Raw genomic sequence first — 16832 nt, 5'->3', positions numbered from 1 at the left:
GGAGCGGAATTCTTCCTCGCCCGGAGTGGTTCCAAGAGTATGGCCCTTCCCCTTCCCCGGATTTCCATTCTCGACCGTGCCAACGCACGGGACGGGTTTCCTGCTGCGGACGCCCTGAACCGGGTGCTGGAACGGGCCCAGCGGGCCGAGGAATGGGGTTACCACCGCTTCTGGGTTGCAGAGCACCACGCGGTGCCAGGCATTGCCGGTTCCGTTCCGGCCGTGCTGATGGCCGCCGTTGCTGCCCGGACGCATTCCATCCGGGTCGGTTCAGGAGGCATCATGCTCCCCAACCACCAACCACTCGTGGTGGCCGAACAGGCGGCCACGCTGGAGGCTCTGCATCCCGCACGGATCGACCTGGGCGTCGGCCGGTCTGTCGGTTTCACCCCGGCAGTCCGGAATGCGCTGGGCGCCGGGAAACAGGACGCGGAGCGGTTTGAAGAGCAGCTGGCCCAACTGCTGGCTTACCTGTCCGGAGCCGCGCCCATCACTGCCCGGCCGCGAAACGATTCGGCTACACCGGTATTCGTGCTGGCCACTGGTTCGGGAATCGATATTGCAGCCCGTGCGGGCCTGGCTGTGGTGCTGGGCGGGCCGGCCGTGTTCCGGACGGATCAGAACGGCACACTCCCGGCGCTGGAAAGGTACCGCTCACAGTTCCGTCCATCACGCTGGTTCGAGCGGCCCTATATCCTGGTTTCCGCCAACGTAGCAGTGGCCGCCACCCGCCAGGCAGCGAGGGAACTGCTTCTGCCCGAAGCCGTCGCGCAGGCCCGCTCCAGGACCACCGGCGAATTCGCTGCCTTGGCGCCCGTGGGTCCGACCGAGTGGGCCGGGCTGACTCCCCGGGAAAAGGAAGCGGTCGAAAGGAGCCTGTCCACATCGCTCTACGGCACGGCCTCCGAGGTGCGGACCCAAGTCCAGCACCTGCTCGCGACCTCCGGAGCCAACGAGTTGCTGATCACAGGCGGAGCCTTCGATGTCGCGGCACAGGCGGAATCCGACCGGATCCTGGCCGGGCTCTTCCCCCAAGACGAGCACCGCAGCATGGAAGACCGCCGTGGATTCGCCGCATCGCATTGACGCCCGCCTGACTTGACGCCTCCTAGCGCCCTCCCAGCGGGAGCAGCCATTCCGGCCTGGCCCGGTCCTATAAACGCGCTGTGGTGGAGGAGCTACTGCTCGGCACCGCCGTGCAGGGGATCGTCGCTGGCGTCGCTGTCTGGTGTTGCGCCGAGGTCCTCCGGGGGCAGGTCGATGTTCCCGATCGCCTCGGACATATTGGGCATTCCGGGGACGCGGTAAGCATCCGGAAAGATGCCGTGGGCTTGTTCCTCGATCAGGGCTTCCTCTTCGCTGAAGCGGATCTCGTTCGCTTCGTCGCCGACGTCGCCCGGCACGTCGTCGCTGAACTTGGCGGGTTCGGAACTATAAAGCCGTTGAAGCTGTCTTCGCTGCTCCCGGTCGTTGGTTCATCCTTTCGTAAAGCCTCAATCACCTCAGCGTATGCCCGGCAGCTCAGGTATGACCCGGACGCGGCCGGGCGACTTTAAGGAGCGCTGGAGAGGGATAGGGTCAATGCGCACCCCGGCAGTGTGTATTGGGCTGTCCGGGCGAGGGTGCGCATGAAGCTGTTTGCCAAGATCCGCAGAGACGCCGGCGTTGAGGGTTTGTCCATCCGGGGCTGGCAAAGCGGTATCAGAGCGGCAGGGAGACCGTCCGGCAGGCATCGTCGGATCCTCTCCCGCCGGCGCGTGAGGTCGTCTTGCGTTCTCATTCGGAACCGCACCCGCACGTGGTGCCGTCGCGGGCGGCCTTACGGGGGGCTCATCATCATCTGGCCATACCTAGCGGGCCAGGGGACAGCATCCAAGATTGGGAGCTAAGCAGGGTGGAACAGCCGTGCACCCGACTCCCTCCAGAAGTAGCTGTCCCATCCGTAAAGAGCCAGTTCGCTTCGCAGTCTTACTGGGTGTGTCCCTATTCGGGTTGTGAGTGCACTCATCTGCCGTTGATCGAGCCTCTACTGAACACGCCCGCGACAAGGAGCCCCGCGGCTGTGGGCAGGTTCGCCTCCACGCGGCCGCCTTTACACGTGGTCGAGCACATGATCGCGCGGTGGGGTCTGGCTCGTACGAGTGCGCCTTTCGTGGGTGATGACAGTGGCGGCTAAGGCGATGCTGAGGCCAACGACGGTCTCGAGGGCCCGCTGAGTCAGGAGGGTGCCGATCGAGGCGGGCAGCATGAGATCGCCGAGCAGAAGGGCCATCGGGGTGAAGAAGACCAGGCCGAGGCTGTAGTTGCGCCCGGTTGTCAGCTCGGTGCACGCCTGGAGCACGGCGATCACGATGATCGCGGCATAGCTGCTGGGGTGGGCGGCCAGGACGAGGGCTGCGACGCCGAGGCCGGCGGCGGTGCCGATCACCCGCTGGGCAGCGCGCGTGAGGCTGGCGTGCAGGTCGGGTGCCGACATGGGGACGGATGCCGTGACGAAGGTCCAGTAGGGGTGGCCGATGCCGCTGGTCGCGACGGCGAGGGCGGCGGCGGCGATACCGAGCAGATAGCGGGCGGCGTGGCGGCCCACCGGGTCGGACGGGCGTAGGCCGCGCCACGACAGCCGATACCGCACCGGGAGGCCGCCGTCGCGGGCGGTGCGACCCGGGAGGGCGAGCAGCAGCGCAAAGACGGCCGCGCCAGCCGCAGCGAGGGCGGCTGCGGGCACCGCGCTCAGCGCGATCGGGACCGTGGCCGAGGCTGTGAGAGCGAAGACCGGGTTGAGAGCTCCGGCCGGATGCCATCGGCCTAGCTCGGCTAGCACTACCGCGACGCAGGCCCAGGCGGCCGCGACCGGGACGAGCAGCCAGAGCCGGAACGGGACGGTCGCGACTAGGGCGCCGACGACGACGCCGACCACCAGCACCACGCCCGCCTGCGCCTGCATGGCTAGGCGTACCCGAGCCGGCTCGTGTCGGCCGTACAGTGCGGTGAAGGCACCGATCGCCGCATACAGCAGCAGGTCGCCGCCACCGGACGCCAAGCAAGCCACCAGCGGTACGAAAATCGTCAGGCTAGCGCGCAGGGCGGTCCAATGGGCGCCGGCATGCGGGCCCAGATCGAAGACTGCCGCCCACCAGGACCGCGTGGGGGTGGCCTGCGTCATTTTAACCTTCCGAGGTGGTACAGGAATGAAGTACCTCAAGGTTACTACACGTATGAACTACTATTGAGTTGACCGAGGCGACCGCCACGGAGGCGCGGAGGAGCCGGATGGACCTGGACGCAGACAGCCTGCCCGCGCATGGCGACGTCGTAGACCGGATGCAGCGTGAGTGGGCCCTGCTGCGCCCGGACCTGAGCTTCACCAGCCTCGGGGTGATCCACCGCGTGCTGCGCGCTTCCCGCCTCATCCTCGAAGCCAGTGACGCCTTCCTCGCCGACTACGGGCTCACCCGCGGCGAGCTGGACGTGCTTTCCGCGCTGCGCCGTACGGGCGAACCTCTGAGCCCAACGACGCTGGCCCAGACGCTGCTTGCCCCGCGCTCGGCGATCACCATGCGGCTGAACGCCCTCCAGGCTCGGGGACTGCTGAGCCGGACGGCCAACCCGGCCGACGGCCGCTCGTCCCTGCTCGTCCTCACCGACACTGGCGCCGCGCTCGTGGACGAGGTGATTCCCGCCCAGCTCGCCCTCGAAGATGCCCTACTCGCTGAAGCCCCGGCCTGGGCCATCGAGGGCTTGGCCGGTCCCCTGCGGGCACTGACCTCGGTGTGGGAGCAAGGACGAGGCCACCAAGCCGGGTCCAGCAAGGACCGGCGGAACGGCGCGCTCGAGCCGTCCGGATGAGCCGCAACAGCGCGCGCTTCGGGTGAGCATCAGCCGACGCGCTACCGGGCTCCGCGTGGTAGACCACCAACGGCGCGCTGCTCCAACCTGAGGACGAAGAGCTACCGCGCGATGCGCGGTAGTCATCAGCCCTGCCGACTCCCGACGCCGGCAGCTTGTTTAGGGGACTATTTGCGCAACGCTGCCCAGGCTTGGAAACCGCCGATAAGGTCGGTCGCGCGGGTCAGTCCCAGCCGTCGCAGGGTGTGTGCAGCGAGACTGGAGCTGTAACCTTCATTGCAGACCACCACGATCCGCCGTGCGGGGTTGTCAGCGATCGGGAGCCGGTGGGGGCCGGAAGGGTCCAGCCGCCACTCGAGAACGTTTCGGTCAATAACGACCGCTCCCGGAAGATCACCGTCGCGGTCTCGCTGATCGACCGGCCGCGTGTCGACAACGAGGGCGCCCGCTGCCATCTCTCGCTCAAGATCCGAAGCGTGAACACGCTCGAGCCCCATGCGGCTCTCAAGTAGTAATTCGTTGATCGTAAGCGTTGCAGGGGAAGCGCTCGGATCTAGGACCCGTTGGCAGATCGGAACGCCGTCATCGGAGATTTCACACTGCGTCACGGTTTTCCTCGCTCTGCCTGCTGATCCGTCTGTCGTTCCACCCCCAAGCGGAACCATGAGCTATTTTGGTCATCAATCCAAGGGCATGGAGGGAATCATGTCAATACACGTCAGTCACGCACTACGGCCATGCCCGGCCTCTCGCGGCGGAGTCGGCCCGTGCCGCGGGATGAGGTGCGAGGCTGGGGCCCCGCGGGAATAAGAACCCCGAACAAGAGGTTGGACCGTGGTGTGAAAAACATCGGATTCCTGTCCTTTGGCCATTGGACCGACCACCCGGAGTCCGGCACGCGCAGCGCGTCGGACGCGCTGTTGCAGGCGATCGATCTTGCGGTCGCGGCCGAGGAGCTGGGGGCGGACGGCGCGTACTTCCGCGTCCACCACTTCGCGCGGCAGTACGCCTCCCCATTCCCGTTGCTCGCCGCCATCGGGGCACGGACCAGCCGCATCGAGATTGGTACCGGCGTGATCGACATGCGCTACGAGAACCCGCTCTACATGGCGGAGGACGCCGGTGCGGCCGATCTGATCTCGGGCGGCCGGCTGCAGCTGGGCATAAGTAGGGGTTCACCCGAGCAGGTCATCGACGGGTGGCGTCACTTCGGCTTCGCCCCCGCCGAGGGCGAGTCGGACGCCGATATGGGCCGCAGGCACACCGAGCGCCTGCTCGAGGTGCTCACTGGCGAGGGCTTCGCGGCGCCGAGCCCCCGCCCGATGTTCCCGAACCCTCCGGGCCTGCTGCGCGTGGAGCCGCATTCGGAGGGCCTGCGTGAGCGCATCTGGTGGGGTTCCGGCTCGAACGCCACGGCTATCTGGGCGGCGAAGCTCGGCATGAACCTGCAGAGCTCCACACTCAAGGATGACGAGAGCGGCAAGCCCTTCCACGTCCAGCAGGCCGAGCAGATCGAGCGCTACCGGCAGGCCTGGAAGGAGGCGGGGCACGAGCGGGAGCCGCGCGTTTCGGTCAGCCGTAGCATCTTCGCCCTGACGGACGAGCGCGACTGGCAATACTTCGGCCGCGACCGCCGCAGCTCGGACCAGGTGGGCAACATCGACGAGAATACGCGCGCGGTATTTGGCCGCTCCTACGCGGGTGCCCCGGATGAGCTGGCCGCGAAGCTGGCGGAGGACGAGGCGGTCGCCACGGCAGACACCCTACTGCTCACGGTCCCGAACCAGCTCGGTGTCGACTACAACGCCCACGTCATCGAGTCGATTCTGAAGTATGTGGCGCCGCAGCTCGGCTGGCGCTGACCCCGCGTGGCAGCTTCCCCCCGGGAGACTGCTGAATTAGTGGCGTGGTTGGCTGGTGCTGTACGCGTGCCGGAGCGCCCCCTTTGAGCGCGAGCAAGGCCAGCCCCAGCATCTCGAGCCCAGTCCAGGCGAGCGTCCCGCCCCAAATCTCGGCGGAGAAGCTGAGGGCCCCATCGTGGAGTGCCACACCGGCGAAGTAGGCGGCCCAGAACACGACGGGCGAGAGCGCCGCCGCGGTCATGAGCCTTGCCTGGTGGCCCGGGGCCGGGCGGACCACCGCCCACACCACTCCCACGAGCACGGAACCGACGATGGCCACCGGCACGAGCCAGGCGTCCCGCATCGCGACCATAAGCTGCATCGCTACGGAGGGTACGAGTGCCATGGCCGCGGGCACCGCTGCGTTCAGGCGCCAGCGCAGCGACAGCAACAGGACGGGCACGAAGAGCACGGCCGTTGAGACGAAGAACGATCCCAAGGCGACCAGGATGGCCGACGACGTCGGAGCCGTCACCGCGGGCTGGGCTGCGGAGCCGGTGTACGTCTGGACGAGGCCATGGCGCGCGAAGACAGCGAATTCCTGCAGGATGAACGCCGCAACCATGCCCGAAAGCATCGCGCTCACGACGGCCGGCACCAGCTGTGGCCGTGACCGCTCTGGCGCGTGCCATGCGGCGGAAAACGGCGCGCTGAGGATCAGGAATGCGCCCGCAGCAAGTCCCAGATGGGACGGGCTGAACAGCGCCTTGAGGTTCTGCTCAATTCCGAAGACCGAATGCCAGGCGAAGTCGGCCACCCCGGAGGCAAGGAAGAGGAAGACGCCTGCAGCGGCGGGTCCGTAGCCGGCCGGGATCGCTTCCGTCCACCGCATGCCCGGTGCGTGCCGGCGCCACGTCAGGGCGGCGAGCCAGAGGGCGCAGGCAGCAAAGCCCGAGTAGAGGACCGCGTGCCAAGGCGTGAAGAAGGTCTCAAGGTCGTGGAGGTTGTTGTGGGCCCAGCCGTCCACGTACGTCCCGCCGAGGAGCCAGACCCCGGCGGCGAGGGTGATGGTGTCTTCAGCGACCGTAGTGGGACGGTGCACTGAGACCTGCGGAATGGCCAAGGCGTTGGCGGCTGCGGCGTCCATGGTTCCACAGTAGGACTCGCGGCCTTTGGGGGCGAGAGGCTAAAAGCCCGGGGGTCACCGCATCACGGTGCGGTGACCGGCATCCAGACGCCGGGTCCAGCCGCGCGAGTCCAGATATTCAAGCAAGGGGACCGCGACCCGTCGAGTTGTGCCGAGGGCCTGGCGTGCCTGACTGGTGGTGAAGGGCTGCTCCAAGCGGGCCAGTTCGCGCATCGCCAGGGCCGGGGCCGTAGGCAGCAGCACCACCCCGTCGCGCAACCGCAAGAGCCGCCCGGTGCGCTCGCCGGCAGCGAGCTCCCGGGCGCCCAGGCCCAGTGCGGCCAGCTCATCGGTTTCCGGGGCATGGAAGGCGTTTGCAGTGAGCCTGCGCTCCAGCTCGGCGACCGCCGGCCCGGCGGCGCCCAGGTTGCCTTGGGTCCCTGGCAGCCGGACGTGGCCGCCCTCCCGTTCGAGACTTGCTTCGCGGATGACCGGGTCAAGAAGCCGCTCATCGGGCAGTTGGAGAAGGTCCCGGGCCGCGCCCCGGGAAAGGCCCGGGGCGAGAGGATCGCGCTCCTGCAGTTCCCCGAGCGCCGTACGCAGCCGACGCTGCCATGCCTCGAAGAGGGGAGCGTGCACCCACCAGTCGCCGAGAACCCGGACGCCGGGTGGCGCCGCCTCGTGCGCAGACAATAGCCCGAGCCGACGCAGGTGCTCTTCCTGCACGGCCCCGCGGCCTGCCACTTCCCCAAGCACGTCTCCGGCGGCGTCCATGCCTGCGAGCCGCTCAGCCCAGTGGACGCCGTCCCCGCGCCGCCGCAAGGCCGGCGGATCGGCGTCGAGCACCTGCGCGCCGCCCAGCACCGAGCGGGTCCCGGGGTCCCGCAGCACCAGACGGTCTCCGAGAACGAGCGGCAGGCGCCGGTCCAGGACAAGCCGGGCGTGGTCGGCACCGAAGGGACGCAGCCGGGCCGGCACGGCAGCGGTTCCGGCATGCACCATGAGCTGCTCCGGTACGTCCGTGTAGGCCACGCCGGTTGTGCGCTGGATGCCCAGGACGCCCGTGACGGGCCACGCGTCGGGGGTCAGCAACGCGTCTCCCCGTCGGACGTCGGCGGCGGAAACATCGCGCAGGTTCAGTGCCACCCGGTTGACCGGCCCCAGCGAGGAGTACGACGTGTCGCGGCTTTGCAGGCCGCGGACCACGACGGACCGCGAGCCATCGTGGCCAAGCAGCTCCAGCCGGTCACCTTTAGCAAGGGTTCCCGCTGCCAAAGTTCCGGTCACCACGGTTCCGGCACCCTTGATGGTAAACGAGCGGTCCACCCACAGCCGGAGCCGGCCCGTGGTGGCGGGGGCGGGCACCCCGGCCAGAACGCCGTCGAGCGTGGCACGCAGTTCGGTCAGCCCGGTGCCCTCGATGGCAGACACAGCCACTGCGGGCGCATCCGCCAGGCCTGTCCCGGCCAGCTCTCTGCGCGTCCGGGCAAGCACTTCACCAACCTGACCGGGTGCCCGGTCGGTGCGGCTGATGACTACGACGCCGTACTCGATGCCCAGCGCCGCGACGGCGTCCCGGTGGTCGCTTGACTGCGCCTGCCAGCCTTCATCGGCAGCGACGACGAAGCAGACGACGGGAGCAGGTCCGATTCCGGCGAGCATGTTCCCGAGGAATCGTTCGTGGCCCGGTACGTCCACGAAGGCAACATCCTGCCCGGAAGGCAACGTGGTCCAGGCGTAGCCCAGGTCAATGGTCAGTCCACGGCGCCGCTCTTCCTCCCAGCGATCCGGTTCCATGCCGGTAAGCGCGCGCACCAGCGTACTCTTGCCGCAATCGACGTGTCCGGCCGTGGCAACGACATGCACGGTTCAGCCCGCCCTGCCTGCATCCGAATCCGTGAGGGTCGCCAGCGCCTGGCGCACCGCGTCGAGTATCCGGTCATCGTCCTCTTCGGGCACGCAGCGCAGATCGAGCAGGCAGGAGCCGTCATGGACGCGCGGGAGCACGGCCGGGTCGCCGGTTCGCAGGGGCGCCGCGAGCGCTTCGGGTAGCCGGAGCGCCCACCCCTGCAGTGCCACGCCGGGCGCTCCGCCGCCGCCGACCCGGCCGTCGTGCGCGACGACCGGTACCCCGAGTGCCGCGGCAAGCCGGGCGGTACGGTTCCGCAACCACTCCGGGTCCGCGTGCAGGGCCCGGACAACCGGCGGTGCTTCACCCGCGACCGTCGCCTCCAGCGCCGCGAGGGCCAGTTTATCGGCCCGCACTGCTCGGGCCAGCGGGTGGCGTGCCAGCCGGGAGATGATCTCCGTCCGGCCGAGCAGCAGACCGGCCTGGGGTCCGCCCAGGAGTTTGTCGCCGCTGGCGATCACGACGTCGGCCCCGCTTGCCAGCGCGGTGGCAGCGTCCGGTTCTGCGGGAAGAAGCGGATCGGGCGCCAGCAGTCCACTGCCGAGATCGGCCACGAGGGCGACCCCGTGCGCCGCGGCGAGCCTGCTCAGTTCGTCCAATGGAACAGCGGAGGTGAATCCGTCCACCCGGAAGTTGCTCGGGTGGACCTTGAGGAGGCAGCCGGTGGCTGGTCCGATGGCGTCGGCGTAGTCCCGCAGGTGCGTGCGGTTGGTCGTGCCCACCTCGTGCAGTGTCGCGCCCGTTGATTCGATCAGGTCGGGAAGCCGGAAGCCGGCACCGATCTCAACCAGTTCGCCGCGGCTCAGCACCACCTCCCGGCCGGCGGCGAGGGCCGTGGTGGCCAGCACCAGCGCCGCAGCCCCGTTGTTGACCACCAGAGCGTCCTCGGCAGCGGGACAGGCGGCGAGCAATGCGGCCCGGGCACCGGCGCCGCGGCGGGCGCGGCTGCCGGTTGCCAGGTCGAGCTCCACGTCGACGTAGCCGCTGGCTGCGACAAGTGCTTCGACCGCGGACGCGGACAGCGGGGCGCGGCCGAGGTTGGTGTGGACGACTACGCCGGTTGCGTTGAGCACCGGGCGCAGGGTGGTCGCCCTGCGTGCGGCGACGGCGGAGAGCAGGGCCGGTTCCACCTGGCCGGGAGCGAGTTCACCGCGCCGCGCCCGCTCCTGGGTTTGCCGGACGAGTTCACCGATGAGTTGTGCACTCAGACGACTCCGGGCCGCGCGGACGGCCGGCAATGCCAGCAGATCGTCGGTGCGCGGAATCAGGCGGCGGGGATCGACCTGGTCCACACAGTCCCTCTTCCTTCCGCGGCATTGCGTGACGGTGGTTGGCGGAGGCGGACGGGAATCGAACCCGCCAGGCCGAGATACTCAGCCTCACCGGTTTTGAAGACCGGGGGGCCCACCAGGACCCGGACGCCACCGCGTTCAATGTAGCAGATTGCCCCCGGGGGTAGCCTAGGGGTGTGAAAGAGACCGAGACGTCTATTCCGCAGCTCAAAAACGACGGCGTCGGAGCAGTCCGGCTCACCGGCTATGCCCACGGTGGGGGCTGCGCGTGCAAGATTCCGCCCGGCGAACTCGAAGAAGCGGTGCGCGGCCTTACCGGCCAGCCAGGAGCGGACGTGCTGGTGGGTCTTGACAGCGGCGACGACGCAGCCGCCGTCCTGGTGCGCGGCGACCTGGCGGTATTGTCCACCGCCGACTTCTTCACTCCCGTGGTCGACGACGCCTTTGACTGGGGCCGGATTGCTGCCGCCAACGCGCTCTCTGACATTTACGCCATGGGCGGCCGCCCGATCATGGCAATCAACCTCGTCGGTTGGCCGCGCGGCGTGCTGCCGCTCGAGTTGATGACTGAAGTGCTCCGCGGCGGCCTGAGCGTCGCCTCCGAGGCGGGGTGCCCGGTGATTGGCGGGCATTCGATTGACGATCCCGAGCCGAAATACGGCATGGCGGTCACCGGCGTCGCCCATCCGGACCGGTTGCTGCGCAACGACGCCGCCCGGCCCGGGCTGCCGCTCACCCTCACGAAGCCGATCGGCGTCGGACTGCTCAATAACCGGCACAAGCAGACCGGTGAAGTGTTCGCGGAAGCCGTGGCGACGATGACGCGCCTCAACCGCGACGCCGCCGAGTCCGCGGTGGCGGCCGGCGTGCGGGCGGCCACGGACGTGACGGGTTTCGGGCTGCTTGGACATTTGTACAAGATGTGCCGCGCCTCCGGAGTGGGTGCAGTGATCGACCGGGCGGCCGTGCCACTCGTCGAGGGCGCCCGGGAGGCGTTGCGGGACGGCTTTGTCTCCGGCGGGACGCGGCGCAACCTCGATTGGGTTCGACCCCACCTGCGGGCCGAGGCGGGCGTCACTGAAGACGATCTGCTGCTGCTTGCCGATGCGCAGACTTCCGGCGGCTTGCTCGTGGTCGGCGAGGTGCCAGGCTATCCAGTGATCGGGCATACCTTCGTCGGTCAGGGCATCGAAATCCGCTGAACCCGGGATCTCCTGAACCCACGGTCCTCTAGATCAGCATCCCCTAGAGCACAGCGGACTCGTCAGCCGGCAGTGGTGATCGAGTCTCCGGTGATGCCGGCGGCGCGGCGGGCGGCGAGACGGTTCTTCTGCGGTTCGATCGTGTACCGCGGGTCCCGAGCCGAGGCAAGGCCGGCCTCGAACACCCCGAACCGGGTCAGCCCCGAGGCGGCCAGCAGTGCCAGTCCCGAGGCCGCGGCCACCGCCCGGTTGCGTCCGCCCAACAGTGCCCCCAGTCCGCCCGCAGCGGCTAGCCGCTCGCTCCATTTCAGCATGACACCGGCCTTGCCCTGATGCAGGGGCTCGGCGACCACCGGGTCCATCCGGTGCTCCATCACCCGCATGGCCACCACGTCACCCATCACGCCCAGCACCGCAAGTTTCCGGGCCGGGCCCGCCTCCTGTACCGGAGTCGTGATCATCGCGAGCCCGGCAGAAGCGAGGGCCGCGGAACTCACGAAAACGAAGGGCAGTTCCTCGTGCGCGGCGTTCCAGGTGGGGGTGGCCGTGTCACCGAGCAGGACCGCCGTGTACGCCGCCAGCGGTCCGGCGAAAAACGCGGCCTCGAAGCCGGCCGGTCCCTCGACCGCGTACAGCAGGTTCCGCAACGGACCCAGCGGCAACCGCGCTCCGGTCATCCGATCGACCTCCGCTGCCGCCGAGACCGCCGCGCCCACGCTGAATGCGCTGAGAATCCACGAGCCCACGCTCATCGGCGAGGTCAGTTTGATGGTCCGCAGCATGTTCAGGAAGCGCTCCGGCCTGCCCAGATCCTTCAACAGCGCAACGGTGCCCATGCTTGCTGCCGTCAGGGCACTCAGCCGGGCATTCCGGCGCAGCGTCGGCCGCCCGGTCAGCTGGCCGCCGAGACCGAGCAGTGCAGAGCCGGCCGCCACGCCGCCAAGGAACAGGTAGGCGGCCACATCTTCGGTCCAGGGTGCCGGTTTGACCACGGGACGGCCGTAGTACGAGGTGAATTCCGGCTCCGGGACCATAGGCATTTCTCGGGAACCGTCACCGCCGTCGCGGCGGCCGGTGCCGCGCTTGCCGCCAGCCCGACGCCGGCGGGCAGGCTCGGGCGGCCGAAAGCTGTCGAACTCAGAGTGGGTCACGCGCGCCCTCCCAGGAAAGCCAGCGCCGCAGCGGCGGCCATGCCGGCGACGGCCATACCGGCCCGCCGGTACATCTGCGGCAGATCGGCGGTTGGCACCCTCGGATCCGGCGGAAGCCCGTACACTTCCGGTTCGTCGAGCAGGAGGAAGACCGCTCCGGTTCCGCCGATGCCGTCGAGTTCGTTCGCACCATAGAGCCTGGCTTCCGTGAGTCCCTGCTGGTGCAGGGCGGCGACCCGTTCCCGGGCCGTCTCCACCATGTCGTCATGGTTGCCGTACTTGATGGACGTCGTCGGGCAGGCTTTAGCGCAAGCGGGCGTCTCATCGTCGACCAGCCGGTCGTAGCACAGCGTGCACTTCTGGGCGACGCCGACGTTGGGGACGGCGGACTGCTTGGCGTGCGGCTCCTCCCGCTGGGCGGCCACCGCCACCATGCCGTCGCTGCGGCGCTCAATCACGCCGAAGGGACACCCGGCCACGCAGGTTCCGCAGCCGTTGCACACATCGTCCTGGACCACCACCGTGCCGAACTCCGTGCGGAACAGCGCTCCGGTCGGGCAGACATCAAGGCACCCGGCGTGCGTGCAGTGCTTGCAGACATCGGAGGACATCAACCAACGGAAGTCTGCCGTGTCCGGCGGCGTCGTATCCACATTCGCCAGGTCCGCCCCGGCGGACGCCGCCGTCGGGGGAGGCCCGATGCGGGGCATGCCGAGGTTGACCAGCGCGCGCCCGGATTCCCGCGCCTCGGTAATGCGTTCCTGGCCCTGTTCAACGAAGGCGACATGCCGCCAGGTGCTGGCGCCGAGTCCTCCGGTGTTGTCATAGGAGGATCCCAGCAGCTCCAGGTTCCCGTCGTGGGGGTTGTGGTTCCACTCCTTGCAGGCCACTTCGCAGGCCTTGCAGCCGATGCAGATGGAGGTGTCTGTGAAGAACCCCTTGCGCGGCTGCTGGTCCTCCCACCGGGCATCGGCGGCGGGGTCGGTCGGTCCGGACAGCTGGCCCATCTAATCCTCCAACATCGAGTCGGCATCCGGAACGGTGCCGCGCGGATCGGTAACGAGTCGGTTCCCGGTCTCGGTCGTCGCTCCGGCCCGGGCCTGGTACTCAGCAACCAGGGCAAGCAGCTCCGCCCCGCGGGGCCGGCGGCCCGGACGGATGTCACAGGAGGCGGCCTTGGATTCCTGGATCTGGACGTTGGGGTCCAGCGTCACGCCCAACAGGTCATTGGCCGCGTCACCGCTGACCACAGCATCCGCTCCGACGCCCCAGTGGTACGGCAACCCGATCTGATGGACGGTGTGGCCGCCGACGGCCAGCGGTTTCATCCGCTCGGTGACGAGCACCTTCGCCTCGATGGCGGAGCGGGCCGAAATGATGGTGGCCCACCCGTACGGCTCAAGCCCGCGCTCAGCGGCCAGCTCGGGAGAGACCTCGCAGAACATTTCCGGCTGCAGCTCCGAGAGGTACGGCAACCAGCGGCTCATTCCGCCGGCCGTGTGGTGCTCGGTCAGCCGGTACGTGGTGAAGACGTAGGGGTAGACGCCCGCGCCACTGGTACCGGCGCTTGGTGCACTGAGGTTGTCTGCGCGGGGGTACACCAGCCGGGCCGGATTTTGCTGCTGCGGGTAAAGGCCATTGGCCACCGGCGATTCCTGCGGTTCGTAGTGGGTGGGAAGGGGGCCGTCGACGACGCCCTTCGGCGCGAACAACCATCCCTTGCCGTCTGACTGCATGATGAAGGGATCATCTCCTGTCAGGGCGGCCGGACCACCGAGATCGGGGTCGGGTTGGCTGCCCGGTGCAAGGTCAATCGGGAAGTCGGGAACGTCGTCTCCGACCCAACGTCCCTGCTCCTGGTCCCACCAGATGTATTTCTTCCGCTCGCTCCACGGTTTACCGGCCGGGTCGGCCGACGCCCGGTTGTAGAGGATCCGGCGGTTGGCCGGCCAGGCCCAGCCCCATTCCGAGGCGGCAGGCCCTTGCTCATGGCCCGGTTTCCGGTTGGCGGCATGGTTGATGCCGTCGGCGTAGACGCCGGTGTAGATCCAGCAGCCCGCCGACGTGGAACCGTCGGCGCGCAGCTCTGTATACGCGGAGAGCGGTTTGCCTGCGTCCGGGCCGTTGAGGTGGCGGCCGTTGATCTCGGCCAGCACCGCCTCGCCGTCGGGCTCGCCGTGTTCGTCGGTGGGGTAATCCCAGGTGAGGTCGAGCAGCGGACGGTCGCGTTCATCCTCCGAACCCGCCAGTTTTTCGCGGATCCGCTGGCCCAGCTCAAAGAAAAACTGCAATTCACTTTGACACGCACCAGGCGGTGCCACCGCCTGGTGCCGCCACTGCAGCAGCCGCTGGGTCTGCGTGAACGAGCCGGCCTTTTCGACGTGGCTTGCTGCAGGCAGGAAGAACACTTCGGTCTCGATGTCTTCGGTGCGCAGTTCGCCCGATTCGATCTCCGGGCCGTCCTTCCACCAGGTCGCCGACTCGATGAGGTTCAGGTCGCGCACCACCAGCCACTTCAAGTGCGACATGCCAAGGCGTTGCATCCGGCCGTTGGACGAACCTACGGCGGGGTTCTGTCCGAGCAGGAAGTAGCCCTCCACCTTGTCCTCGAGCATGTCCATCACCGTCTGGTACGTGCCGTGCGCTCCTGTCAGTCTGGGAAGGTAGTCGTAGGCCCAGTCGTTCTCCGCGGTCGCGGCGTCGCCCCACCAGGCCTTCAGCAGGCTGATGACGTAGGAGTCGGCGTCCGCCCAGAAGCCCTTCTGCTTCTTCGACGCGATCGCATCCAGGTATTCGCTGAAGGTGTCGTGGCGTCCGGCGCTGGGCATCGGCAGGTAACCGGGCAGCAGGTTGAACAGGGTTGGAATATCCGTGGAGCCTTGGATGCTTGCATGCCCGCGCAGGGCCATAATTCCGCTGCCCGGGCGGCCCACGTTGCCGAGCAGAAGCTGCAGGATAGCGGCGGCCCGGATGAACTGCGCTCCGAGCGTGTGCTGGGTCCAGCCGACGGCGTAGGCAAAGCACGTTGTCCGTTCGCGCCCCGAGTTTTCCGTGATGGCGTGGGCCAGATACTCGAAGTCCTTGGCGTTGATGCCACACATGTCCTGGACCATCTCCGGGGTGTAACGGGCGTAATGGCGCTTCAGGATCTGGAAGACGGTCCGGGGGTCCTGCAGGGTATCGTCACGTTGCACTTGGGCGTGTTCCAGGGCGGGGCCGCCGCTGCCGAACTGGTCTCCCGCGGCCCGATCCGACGCGTGGGAGCCGTGCTCGGTGCCCGCCCCAGCGTCCCCGATGGTGCCTCCGCCCTGTTCCGCGTACGACCATGACGCCATGTCGTATGCTCCGGTTTCGGGATCATAGCCGGAGAACAGGCCGCCAAGGTCCTCGGCGTCGCGGTAATCGGCGTGAACCAGCGTGGCCGCGTTCGTATAGGCGCTGACGTACTCCTTGAACCACAGGTCGTTGGTGATCACGTAGTTAATCAGCGCGCCCAGGAGGACAACGTCAGAGCCGGCCCGGATGGGGATGTGCTTATCCGCGACGGCCGAGGTGCGCGTGAACCTGGGGTCGACGTGGATGACCTTCGCTCCGCGGGCCTTGGCCTCCGCAACCCACTGGTATCCCACAGGATGGCATTCGGCCATATTGGAACCCTGAATGATGATGCAGTCGGCGTTGGCCATGTCTTGCAGTGATTGCGTCGCACCACCGCGTCCAAACGAGGCTCCCAAACTGGGAACCGTGGAGGAGTGTCAAATGCGGGCTTGGTTCTCGATTTGCACTGCTCCGGCAGCCGTGAAGAGTTTCTTGATCAGGTAGTTCTCTTCGTTGTCCAGAGTTGCCCCGCCCAGCGAGGCTATGCCCATGGTGCGTCGAAGCAGCCGGCCTCTTGCGTCTTCCTGCTGCCAGGTCCGGCGGCGGGAATCGACGAAGCGGTCCGCCACCATGTCGATGGCCGTTTCCAGATCCAAATGCTGCCACTGGGTGGAGCGTGGCGCACGGTAGAGCACTTCGGTCTGCCGGCCCGGCGAGTTGACCAACTGCTCGCTCGCCGAGCCCTTGGGGCACAACCGGCCACGGGAAATCGGCGAATCGGGATCGCCTTCGATCTGAACGACCTTTTCGTCCTTGACGTAGACCCGCTGTCCACAGCCCACGGCACAATACGGGCACACGCTCTGCACGACGCGGTCTGCGGTGGCCGTGCGCGGGGTGATGTCCCTCGTCCGCGGGGAGGTTACCGCCGGGCCGCGTCCCAGCAGATCGCCCGTGCTGAACTGCCGGACGACCGGCCACTGAAGAAAACTGCGCCGAGCCATGGCAGGAGCCTACACAATCCGGGGCCCCAACGACAGGGTGTCGATGAAGCGTTCCGTGCTGCCCATCGCCTTCGACGTTTCGGCGGGCCGTTGGAGTGCACGGCCGCCGTTATCCAGGCGAGCCGTCGAACAAATCCGGAGAA

Annotated in this window: 13 protein-coding genes and 1 tRNA gene; 4 read left to right on the top strand and 10 right to left on the bottom strand. The window is 68.0% G+C overall.

All coding sequences use genetic code 11. The features are described from left to right. Positions 1 to 39: 39 nt before the first annotated feature. Complete coding sequence (locus AC1DGE_RS02370; RefSeq protein WP_476916817.1) at positions 40 to 1086, top strand: MsnO8 family LLM class oxidoreductase; 1047 nt, start codon at positions 40 to 42, stop codon at positions 1084 to 1086. Between the two features lie 92 nt (positions 1087 to 1178). On the opposite strand, the gene AC1DGE_RS02365 is transcribed toward AC1DGE_RS02370, so the two are convergent. Together AC1DGE_RS02365 and AC1DGE_RS02360 are read right to left on the bottom strand one after the other, a co-directional pair. After that, on the bottom strand, positions 1179 to 1403 hold the full coding sequence (locus AC1DGE_RS02365; protein ID WP_476916816.1) for a hypothetical protein: 225 nt from the start codon (positions 1401 to 1403) through the stop codon (positions 1179 to 1181). Between the two features lie 689 nt (positions 1404 to 2092). Continuing rightward, complete coding sequence (locus AC1DGE_RS02360; RefSeq protein WP_476916815.1) at positions 2093 to 3049, bottom strand: FUSC family protein; 957 nt, start codon at positions 3047 to 3049, stop codon at positions 2093 to 2095. Between the two features lie 221 nt (positions 3050 to 3270). Between AC1DGE_RS02360 and AC1DGE_RS02355 the strand changes: the two genes are divergently transcribed. Further along, entirely contained in the window at positions 3271 to 3846 is a 576-nt protein-coding gene (locus AC1DGE_RS02355) for a MarR family winged helix-turn-helix transcriptional regulator (RefSeq protein WP_476908738.1), read from the top strand. A 167-nt stretch (positions 3847 to 4013) separates the two neighbouring features. Here AC1DGE_RS02355 and AC1DGE_RS02350 read toward each other — a convergent pair whose 3' ends face one another. Next, on the bottom strand, positions 4014 to 4301 hold the full coding sequence (locus AC1DGE_RS02350) for a rhodanese-like domain-containing protein (RefSeq protein ID WP_476916892.1): 288 nt from the start codon (positions 4299 to 4301) through the stop codon (positions 4014 to 4016). A gap of 384 nt (positions 4302 to 4685) precedes the next feature. Between AC1DGE_RS02350 and AC1DGE_RS02345 the strand changes: the two genes are divergently transcribed. Then, positions 4686 to 5708 (top strand): LLM class flavin-dependent oxidoreductase, encoded by a 1023-nt coding sequence (locus tag AC1DGE_RS02345; RefSeq protein ID WP_476908740.1) that lies wholly within the window; start codon positions 4686 to 4688, stop codon positions 5706 to 5708. On the opposite strand, the gene AC1DGE_RS02340 is transcribed toward AC1DGE_RS02345, so the two are convergent. The 4 genes from AC1DGE_RS02340 to AC1DGE_RS02325 form a co-directional block, all read right to left on the bottom strand. After that, positions 5659 to 6834: a hypothetical protein gene (locus AC1DGE_RS02340; RefSeq protein WP_476908741.1), complete on the bottom strand. Its 1176-nt coding sequence runs from the start codon at positions 6832 to 6834 to the stop codon at positions 5659 to 5661. The genes AC1DGE_RS02345 and AC1DGE_RS02340 overlap by 50 nt on opposite strands. A 54-nt stretch (positions 6835 to 6888) precedes the next feature. After that, positions 6889 to 8679 (bottom strand): selenocysteine-specific translation elongation factor, encoded by a 1791-nt coding sequence (gene selB / locus AC1DGE_RS02335; RefSeq protein ID WP_476908742.1) that lies wholly within the window; start codon positions 8677 to 8679, stop codon positions 6889 to 6891. A 3-nt stretch (positions 8680 to 8682) separates the two neighbouring features. After that, on the bottom strand, positions 8683 to 10014 hold the full coding sequence (gene selA, locus AC1DGE_RS02330) for an L-seryl-tRNA(Sec) selenium transferase (RefSeq protein WP_476908743.1): 1332 nt from the start codon (positions 10012 to 10014) through the stop codon (positions 8683 to 8685). Between the two features lie 39 nt (positions 10015 to 10053). Beyond that, positions 10054 to 10148, bottom strand: a tRNA-Sec gene (locus AC1DGE_RS02325). A gap of 42 nt (positions 10149 to 10190) precedes the next feature. On the opposite strand from AC1DGE_RS02325, the gene selD reads away from it, so the two are divergent. Beyond that, positions 10191 to 11216, top strand: coding sequence for a selenide, water dikinase SelD (gene selD / locus AC1DGE_RS02320; RefSeq protein WP_441417623.1), 1026 nt, complete (start codon positions 10191 to 10193; stop codon positions 11214 to 11216). A gap of 62 nt (positions 11217 to 11278) precedes the next feature. On the opposite strand, the gene nrfD is transcribed toward selD, so the two are convergent. Genes nrfD through fdh form a run of 3 tightly spaced genes read right to left on the bottom strand, consistent with a single transcriptional unit; the run spans position 11279 to position 16689 of the window. Next, on the bottom strand, positions 11279 to 12367 hold the full coding sequence (gene nrfD / locus AC1DGE_RS02315; RefSeq protein ID WP_441417624.1) for an NrfD/PsrC family molybdoenzyme membrane anchor subunit: 1089 nt from the start codon (positions 12365 to 12367) through the stop codon (positions 11279 to 11281). Then, positions 12364 to 13374: a 4Fe-4S dicluster domain-containing protein gene (locus tag AC1DGE_RS02310; RefSeq protein WP_476908744.1), complete on the bottom strand. Its 1011-nt coding sequence runs from the start codon at positions 13372 to 13374 to the stop codon at positions 12364 to 12366. Before AC1DGE_RS02310 ends, nrfD begins: the two co-directional genes overlap by 4 nt. Further along, positions 13375 to 16689, bottom strand: coding sequence for a formate dehydrogenase (gene fdh, locus AC1DGE_RS02305; protein ID WP_441417626.1), 3315 nt, complete (start codon positions 16687 to 16689; stop codon positions 13375 to 13377). Between the last annotated feature and the right edge of the window lie 143 nt (positions 16690 to 16832).

This window comes from Arthrobacter sp. 05N425 (assembly GCF_056397125.1).
Note: the sequence above shows the minus strand (reverse complement) of the source record. Positions and strands in the feature narration are given on the sequence as shown.

Excerpts from the sequence above, each read along its gene's own strand:
- AC1DGE_RS02370 (WP_476916817.1), top strand. The coding sequence starts at position 40 with ATGGCCCTTCCCCTTCCCCGGATTTCCATTCTCGACCGTGCCAACGCA.
- AC1DGE_RS02355 (WP_476908738.1), top strand. The coding sequence starts at position 3,271 with ATGGACCTGGACGCAGACAGCCTGCCCGCGCATGGCGACGTCGTAGAC.
- AC1DGE_RS02350 (WP_476916892.1), bottom strand. The coding sequence starts at position 4,301 with ATGGCAGCGGGCGCCCTCGTTGTCGACACGCGGCCGGTCGATCAGCGA.
- AC1DGE_RS02340 (WP_476908741.1), bottom strand. The coding sequence starts at position 6,834 with ATGGACGCCGCAGCCGCCAACGCCTTGGCCATTCCGCAGGTCTCAGTG.
- AC1DGE_RS02310 (WP_476908744.1), bottom strand. The coding sequence starts at position 13,374 with ATGGGCCAGCTGTCCGGACCGACCGACCCCGCCGCCGATGCCCGGTGG.